Annotated in this window: 6 protein-coding genes; all 6 read left to right on the top strand. The window is 40.8% G+C overall.

Annotated elements, in window-relative coordinates:
- Window positions 1–167 precede the first annotated feature (167 nt).
- The 6 genes from ACTRWF_RS19170 (at window position 168) to ACTRWF_RS19145 (ending at window position 8,713) form a co-directional block, all read left to right on the top strand.
- Window positions 168–1,457 (top strand): tyrosine-type recombinase/integrase, encoded by a 1,290-nt coding sequence (locus ACTRWF_RS19170; protein ID WP_012516826.1) that lies wholly within the window; start codon window positions 168–170, stop codon window positions 1,455–1,457.
- 145 nt (window positions 1,458–1,602) lie between these two features.
- Window positions 1,603–1,989, top strand: coding sequence for a BlaI/MecI/CopY family transcriptional regulator (locus tag ACTRWF_RS19165; RefSeq protein WP_012516825.1), 387 nt, complete (start codon window positions 1,603–1,605; stop codon window positions 1,987–1,989).
- Between the two features lie 8 nt (window positions 1,990–1,997).
- Complete coding sequence (locus ACTRWF_RS19160) at window positions 1,998–2,942, top strand: M56 family metallopeptidase (protein WP_196898122.1); 945 nt, start codon at window positions 1,998–2,000, stop codon at window positions 2,940–2,942.
- Between the two features lie 87 nt (window positions 2,943–3,029).
- Entirely contained in the window at window positions 3,030–4,319 is a 1,290-nt protein-coding gene (locus ACTRWF_RS19155; protein WP_196898120.1) for a TolC family protein, read from the top strand.
- Window positions 4,316–5,554: an HlyD family efflux transporter periplasmic adaptor subunit gene (locus ACTRWF_RS19150; RefSeq protein ID WP_462836058.1), complete on the top strand. Its 1,239-nt coding sequence runs from the start codon at window positions 4,316–4,318 to the stop codon at window positions 5,552–5,554. Before ACTRWF_RS19155 ends, ACTRWF_RS19150 begins: the two co-directional genes overlap by 4 nt.
- A 12-nt stretch (window positions 5,555–5,566) precedes the next feature.
- The gene (locus ACTRWF_RS19145) at window positions 5,567–8,713 is read left to right on the top strand and encodes an efflux RND transporter permease subunit (protein ID WP_196898116.1); all 3,147 of its coding nucleotides are present in this window, start codon (window positions 5,567–5,569) and stop codon (window positions 8,711–8,713) included.

Genomic DNA, 8,713 nt, shown 5'->3' with positions numbered 1-8,713 from the left:
CTTTCAATAAACTATCAGGTTCCAATGATGGTGCCTCGACCCGGGATCGAACCAGGGACACGCGGATTTTCAATGCAAATCACCACTCTAAAGCATTGAAAATATGCAACTTTTAATTTCTTTGCAAATTCTTTGCAAAGAGAGCTCTTTTCTGTTTTACTGGCGCTATGGCAAAACAGACTGAAAGACACGACATAAACGACGAGCTGTATATCTTTAAACAAGATAACAGTGAGCGCTGGTATGCGCGATTTATACTAACCAATCACAAAAAATGGCTCTGTAAATCAACTAAGAAGAAAGATAAAGACGAAGCTATCGCCATGGCACATCGAATCTTCTTAGACCACCAAATTAGACACGAAAATAACACACTAGTCCAAAGTAAGCGATTCAAAGACGTAGCTGACCGCGTCATCGAAAAGCTTGAAGAGCAACTAGAACACGGGGGCGGTAAACGCACCTATAAAGACTATATTCGAGCGTTAGAAAACTACCACATCCCCTACTTTTCACGGACATTTATTACTTCAATTGACCAAGAAGAAATATCTAAATTTGATGAGTGGCGTAAAGGGCGGATGAAGAAGTCTCCAGCCTCCTCTACATTATTAACTCACAATGCTGCTCTTCAGCTCGTTTTTAAAGAAGCTATTGAGCAAAAATGGATGATCGCCGCTCAAGTACCTGTTCTTTCATCTAAAGGTGAAGCAGGCAAACGCCGCTCTGCATTTTCGGAAGAGGAATACGAAGCTGTATTGGACGCAATACTAGAAAGAGAATTTAATGCCCATAGTGAAAAAACTCGTCAGATCTGTGAGTTACTTTATGATTATTGTGAAATAACAATAAATACTGGTATTAGGCACGGAACGGAAATGGACGCCTTAACGTGGAAGGACATCGAAATAAAAACGCAAGGGTCTAAAGCTCAATTCTTCATTCACATCACCAAAGGTAAAACAACAAAATATACAGGCCCTCGTAAAGTAGTTTGTAAACGTGATGTGATTGGTGCTTTAACTAGACTCAGAGAACGTTTTCCACTGCGTACACCTAACCAAAAACTATTTTTGCTAGCAAATGGTGAACCCACAAAGCAATTAGGTAAGGCATTTGAGAAAGCTCTCCAAAGTTCGGGATTAAAAGAGTCACCCAGAGGACCGCGAACGCTATACTCTCTTCGACATACCTACATTACGTGGCAGCTTCTCAACGGAACCAGCATGGACGTAATTGCGCGCCAATGTGGAACCAGTACAGCAATGATCGAGCAGCACTATAGTCACGTAAAGCCGGAAATGTTTGCCGATGCTTTGTCTGGAGTAACATTTGACAAAGAAGAGCCCAAAGCATTGTCTAAGAAAACATTGAACAGACGTGCAAAGACCGCAGAGCGCGACGAAAAACGCTTTAAAGAATGGGCTGAGGAGTTGAGAAAGCGTGGGTGTATTTAGTGCAAAATATAGTGAGATAATATTATTAATAAGTTCCGCCTAACGATGAAGTGAAAAAAAAACTGAGATAAAAACCGATTGCCGGTCGGTACTCTCTATGTATAATACCTATCGTTAATCGGTTTTTTAAAAGGGTGCGGCGAATATGAATCTTGGTGAACTTGAAAAGCTAGTTCTACATTATTTATGGAAGCACAAAGATGTTGATGTAAAGCAACTTTATTCGCATTTCATAAATGTGAGGGGAGGAAGCTTAAATACCTACCAGAGTACACTTGATCGCCTTTTCAAAAAGGGACTTCTAGCCAGAAAAAAAGAGGGGCATGCATATATCTATAACACAAAAGTCGAGAGATACGAGTTGATCGGACAGCTTATAAAGTCAGTTGCTAGTGACTTTATTGCTGGCGACGATAGCAGCCTTATCGCAGCTTTTTCTTCCATCTCAAGTGAATTTAGTGTCGACCAACTAACTAAACTAGAGCAACTTATAGAAGAGCAAAAAAAGCTCAAGTCAGTGAACAAGGATTAAGTAAAATAATGACAATATTCTTCAACCTGCTAGCAATTTTTACTATTGCATTCGCAATAACTAATTTGGTTGTGTCTATTGGCGTATCTTTACTAGGACAAAAGTTAACATCTGTTCAGTTAAAACCAAGGAAAGCTCTGCTTTGGTTTTGTGTTTCAATGCCATGGATAATGAGCATTTTAGTCTGTCTTTACTTACTTGATATATATGTCTACTCAAGCATATTTGAAACTAAACAATATGCTCATTGGCATCATATATCAGATTTCAACTGGTTTAGTTGGCATGCAGTTACAATAATACTCCTGCTCTCTTACATGATGTTTGTATTGACTTCAAAGACGAGACAGCTATGGCTTCATAGACAGGAGGTGAGCTTGCTAACTTGCCTCTCAAAAAACTTAAGCCGGGGGGTATATGAAGTTGAGATACCTAAATTTGCAGCGTTTACCTCTGGAATACGGAGCAAGAAATGCTTCATAACTACAGGGCTTTTGAATGAGGTTACTCCCGAAGAACTTGATGTCATTTTAAAGCACGAAAGAGCGCATGTTGTAAATAATGATCCCCTGAAAAAGTGGCTGTTTAGTATTTTGGTCTCGTTTTATTTCGCACCAATAGCAAGATTACTAACTCTACAGATGGTGTTGGCTATGGAACAAGATGCAGACAATGCTGTATTAGAAGAAGGAATTGACCGGATATTTGTTGCAAGCACTTTAGTTAAAGTTGCAAAGCTGAATGCGCAAGAGCACATACTTAAGTCAAGCGCTTTAGTTGTAAATTTCGGCGCAGATGTTCTTGAGCAACGCATCTATTTCCTCTTGGGTAGGTTGCAGTTGTCACCTATCAATAAGACTGTAGCGTTCTCTTTTGCCATTGCATTATTTTTTCTATGTATGACTTCTTTAGACGGTGTTCATCATCTTATTGAAACGGTGTTTAGCCATTAAAATTAATTCTGAAAACCGACCGGTGAACGGTTTTTATTTTCAAACCTAGTCGAAGGCTTTTAAAAAGCTTTCATAAGGAATTTATTTATGTTTTTTGGAAAAAAATTAAGCAAAAAACCGATCATCAATCGGTTTTTTGTGAGTGGTATGCTTATAAGCATGTCCATCAGTGGGATGTCTGTTGGTGTTAATGCACAAGAAATACTCACATTGAATGATGCAATTAGTCTATCTCTGCAACAACATCCTGAATTACATGTATTCACACATAAATCAGAGGCTGCAAAAGCTCTTATTACTCAAGCTGAGGTTGGCACGCCTAAAGTAGTTAATGCGCAACTCGAGGATTTCTTGGGCTCTGGCAACAACTCAGGGGTATCTGGATTGCAAGCAACATTGAGCATTTCATGGTTACTTGAAAATGACATTATCGAGTCTAGGGTCAATCTGGCTTCATCGAAAGCTGATGCAACTACAATTGATCAAGAGGTTAGAGCCGTTGATATCGCAGCAAATACAGCACGATTGTATATAACCTTATTGGCTCAAAAAGAGAACTTAAAGTTAGCGAAGATTGCAGAAGACCAAGCGAAAGATCTCTTGGACAATGTAGAAGGTCGTGTAAAAGCAGCAAGAGCTAACGCTATCGATGAACTCCGCGCTCGCGCTTCGCTATCTTTGTACGAGCTAGAAGTAGAAGATCTTGTTCATGAGATTGCAGCAACAAAATCTGCATTAGCGGCGCAGTGGAAGGGCACTACAAACTTTTCAGTAACTGGAACGCTTACAAATATTCCTTCAATTTCTGAGTTAGATGAAGTTTTGAAAAGATTGAAGGAAAACCCGAAAATCCAACGCTACATATTACAGCAACAAGAAATTGAATCTGAAATTGATTTGGCAGTAGTAGAGGAGTCACCCGCTTGGGAAGTGTCGACAGGCATTAGACGAAACGAAGTAATTGACGACTTTGCATTTGTAGCTGGGATATCAATACCTATTGGAGGCGAAGGTCGTAATAAAGGATTAATCACGTCTTTGCGAGCAAAGCAGAGCCAAAGTGCTGCTGAATCTGATGCCTTACTTCAAAGTATTTCCACTGATGCTCTATTGTTGACTCACAAATTAAAGCACAGCCTCCATGTAATCCAAAAATTATCAAACAGTTCCATTCCGATGTTAGAGCAAGCAAATGAGCAAGCTAGTCGAGCATACAACATCGGAAGTTACTCATATACGGACCTCTTTGCAGTCCAGAAAGAACTGTTAAATGCGCAGAAGAGCCTAATCGATGCCTATACCAACATTCAACTATTTAACATTGAATTAGAGAGATTAACGGGTACTTCGGTATCCAAGAATGAGAGAGCACTATGAAACTTCGCAAATTATTTACCTTAATAGCATTTGCCCATATTGGCATTAGCTTATCCGCAATCAGTAACCTAGCTGTTGCTGAGTCAGCTAAAGAAATTGCTCAAGAAGAAGTAGAGAAAGGCCCTAATAATGGTCGAGTATTGAGACAGGGTGACCTTGCTATCGAGCTGGCGATTTATGAAACCGGCACCCCTCCCGAATTTCGTGTATACGCTAGTTATGCAGGACAGCGAATATCAGCTGAAGACATTGAAGTGCACGTAAAACTCACGCGTTTGGGAGATGGCATCGATGACATAGATTTTTATGTTGAGGGCAATTATCTGCGCGGTGACATGGTTATCTATGAACCTCACTCTTTTTTAGTTTCACTTACCGCCAATTACCAAGGCAAAACATACGAATGGTCTTACGATAACTATGAAGGAAGGACAAAAATAGATGATTCACTAGCAAAGGCTATGGACATTAAAACCGATTTCGTATCGAGTAAAAAACTTAATGAGCGGTTCAAAGTATATGGCCAGTTAGTTTTACCTCCCAATGCAGTGAGGAATATATCTGCGCGTTATCCAGGCGAAGTAACTTCTGTTGATGTCATTTTAGGTCAAGCAGTAAAGAAAGGGCAGACTCTTTTCACTATCCAATCAAGCGAAAGCTTGCAAAGTTATCAAGTTAAATCGCCGATTGATGGCCTAATTACATTTCAGGATATTGGGGTAGGCGAACAATCGGGAGACAAGAAACTAGTCGCTATTACTGATACCTCGCAATTAATAGCAGAGCTGAACGTATATCCAGAAGACCAAAACAAGAAATTGTTAGATGCTCCCGTCGATATACAAGTTCCGGGTCACGATAAGACGATAAGCACTAAAATTTTTGACAGCCTTTATGCCGTTAACGGCTCGCAAGCAAAAGTCTATCGCGCCATTGTCAATAATAATGACGGCTTTTACTCACCAGGACAGTTTATAACTGCCCAAATTCTCTTTGACTCATTCACCGTTGAAAGAGCTGTGAAAGAGGAATCCCTTCAGGCTTTCAGAGATTTCACGGTGGTCTATGGAAAGTTTGGTGATCAATACGAAGTTCGGATGCTTGAGCTCGGCCGAAAAGCAGAGGGATGGGTTGAAGTACTAAACGGCATTCCCTCTGGAACAGAATATGTCACTCTCAACAGCTACATAATAAAGGCTGATATTGAGAAGTCGGGCGCGTCTCACGACCACTAAGGAACTCCTTGAATGTTAGATGCTATTTTAAAATTTTCAATCGAGAGAAGTAAGCTAATTCTCGTTTTTGTTTTCGCGGTAGCGATGCTTGGCCTTTGGAACTTCCAAAAGCTGCCAATTGATGCTGTACCAGACATTACCAATGTGCAGGTTGTAATAAATACAGAGGCACTTGGGTATACCCCACTGGAGGTAGAGCAACGTATCACGTTTCCTCTTGAAACCGCATTGTCAGGAGTTCCAAACCTGTCTTATACGCGTTCTGTATCTCGCTATGGATTATCACAAGTAGTTGCAATCTTTAATGATGACACTGATATCTATTTTGCTAGGCAATTAGTCAATGAACGTATTAACGCTGCAAAATCTGAACTTCCCTCAGGACTGGAGCCTGAGTTGGGGCCAATTTCTACGGGACTTGGTGAAATATTCATGTTCACGGTTGACGCTAAGGAAGGGGCAACCAATGAAGATGGTCGTCCAATTTCCCCGACAGACTTAAGAACAGTTCATGATTGGGTAATTCGCCCACAATTGATGCAAGTAGAAGGCGTTGTTGAAGTCAACCCAATTGGAGGATTTGAGCGCGAGATCCTTATTGCACTGAACCCCGATAAATTATTGTTATTCGGTTTAACTCAGCAAGATGTCATAAATGCAGTAGGAAAGCATAATTCAAATAAAGGTGCAGGTTTTATTGAGAAAAATGGTGCTCAATGGTTAATTCGACTGCCTGGACAAGTGGAAACGCTTAAACAAATTTCTGAGATTCCTTTGCCTACAGACCTTGGCAAGATTGTTCGAGTAAAAGACGTCGCGGAAGTAAAAGAAGGTAAGGAGCTAAGATCTGGGGCTGCAACACAGAATGGTCGAGAGGTCGTGCTGAGTACAGTCTTTATGTTGATAGGCGAGAACAGCCAAAAGGTCGCGAGAGGTGTTGGTGAACGAATAAAAGAAATTAGCGCGTCACTTCCCGAAGGAATAGTCGTAAACGCTGTCTACGATCGAACAAAACTAGTCAATACAACATTAGATACGGTCAAAATGAACCTTACTGAAGGGGCTATTTTGGTCATTGTTGTTCTGTTCTTACTATTAGGCAACATAAGAGCCGCATTTTTGACAGCTTTAGTTATTCCTTTCGCCATGCTTATGACTGTAACGGGAATGATTCAAACACGAACAACAGCGAATCTGATGAGCTTAGGTGCACTCGATTTTGGATTGTTAGTCGACGGGGCTATCATTATCGTTGAGAATTGTTTGAGGAGACTTTCTCATGCCACTCAAAAAGGCGAGCTTAACGCCAAACAACGTTTATCCTTAGTTTACGATGCGACACGAGAGGTCATTCGACCTGCTTTATTCGGGGTTTTCATAATCACCGCAGTCTACTTACCTATATTTGCGCTATCAGGTGTTGAGGGAAAGATGTTTCACCCAATGGCAATAACGGTAGTAATAGCTCTTGTTAGCGCGATGGTACTTTCAATTACATTTATCCCTGCTGCTATTGCGCTAACTTTCAAAGGCAAGGTAACTGAGAAAGAAAACATCATTATCAATACCTCAGTATCACTTTATAGGCCTGCTCTGAAGGTTATTTTAAAGGCGAGATGGCTGGTCATTACAGTTGCATTTTCATTAGTTGTGCTGGCTTCATTTATGGGGATGCGGCTCGGCAGTGAGTTTGTGCCAAACCTTGATGAGGGCGACATCGCGATGCATGCGCTGAGAATTCCTGGTACTTCACTATCGCAATCTATTGCGATGCAGAAAGTACTTGAAGAGAGAATAAAAGCGTTACCCGAAGTAGAGCGCGTATTTGCAAAAATAGGTACCGCGAATGTAGCTACAGATGCAGTTCCTCCTAGCGTTGCTGATAATTTTATAATTATTAAGCCTAGAAGCGAATGGCCTAACCCTAATAAGACTAAAGAACAGCTAGTTGCTGAATTAGAAGAACTAGTTACACCTGTGCCAGGCAATAGGTATGAATTTCTCCAACCAATACAGATGCGATTTAATGAGTTGCTTGCTGGAGTTAGAGCAGAGCTTGCAATAAAAGTATTTGGTGATGATTTTGATACTTTGGCTGAACTCGGGAAAGAAATCGAAACGGCAATTCAGGATGTTGAAGGTATACGTGATGTGCAGGTAGAGCAAACTAAAGGTCTTCCAGTACTCACTTTTCTACCGCACAGAGAAAAGCTCGCATTATACGGGCTTAGCCTTGAAGACTTTCAAACACAAGTAGCTGTGTCTATGGGGGGGCAAGTCGCAGGAAAATTTTACGAAGGCGATAAACGTTTCGATATTGTAGCGCGTCTTCCTGAGGAAAAGCGCCAAGATGTAAATTCGCTGTCTAATTTGCCTATCTCCTTACCAAATGGTGAGCATATACCTCTAAAAGAGCTTGCTGATATGGAAGTTATTTTAGGAGCTAATCAAGTCAACCGCGAAAACGGAAAGCGCAGAGTCGTTGTTACTGCCAACGTGCGTGGTCGAGATTTAGGTAGCTTTGTTCAAGATATACAGGTAGCGATTAAATCTAAAGTTAAATTACCTGCCAGTTACTGGATTGAATATGGTGGTACTTATCAAAAGCTACAGTCTGCGTCTGAGCGTTTAAGCATTGTGGTGCCAGTCACACTTGTTCTTATTGTTTTACTTTTATTCTTGGCACTAGGTTCGATAAAAGACTCGCTCATTATTTTTTCAGGGGTTCCGTTGGCACTTACAGGGGGGATCTTTGCTCTGTACCTTCGAGGCATCCCTTTTTCAATATCTGCGGCAGTCGGCTTTATAGCGTTATCTGGTATAGCAATTCTGAACGGATTAGTGCTTGTTTCGTTTATTCGGGATTTAATTTCGAGGAACCAATTGCTCGAAAGTGCAATTATTGAAGGAGCAGTAACGAGATTAAGACCTGTTATCACTACAGCTCTCGTAGCTTCGCTAGGTTTTATTCCAATGGCATTAAACACAGGAATCGGCTCTGAAGTTCAAAGACCATTGGCAACCGTTGTAATAGGAGGTGTAATTTCTTCAACAATCTTAACGCTTTTCGTCTTACCCGCACTATTTCGAATTTTACATTCGAACGACAAGTCTGAAGAGCACAATTCTGGGAATTCATTAATGAAAAGCGAAGGGTAA

It is taken from the genome of Alteromonas sp. G5_S2_22_S1, from assembly GCF_054968525.1.
The sequence above is the reverse complement of the archived record's forward strand: the minus strand, read 5'-3'. Positions and strand labels throughout refer to the sequence as shown.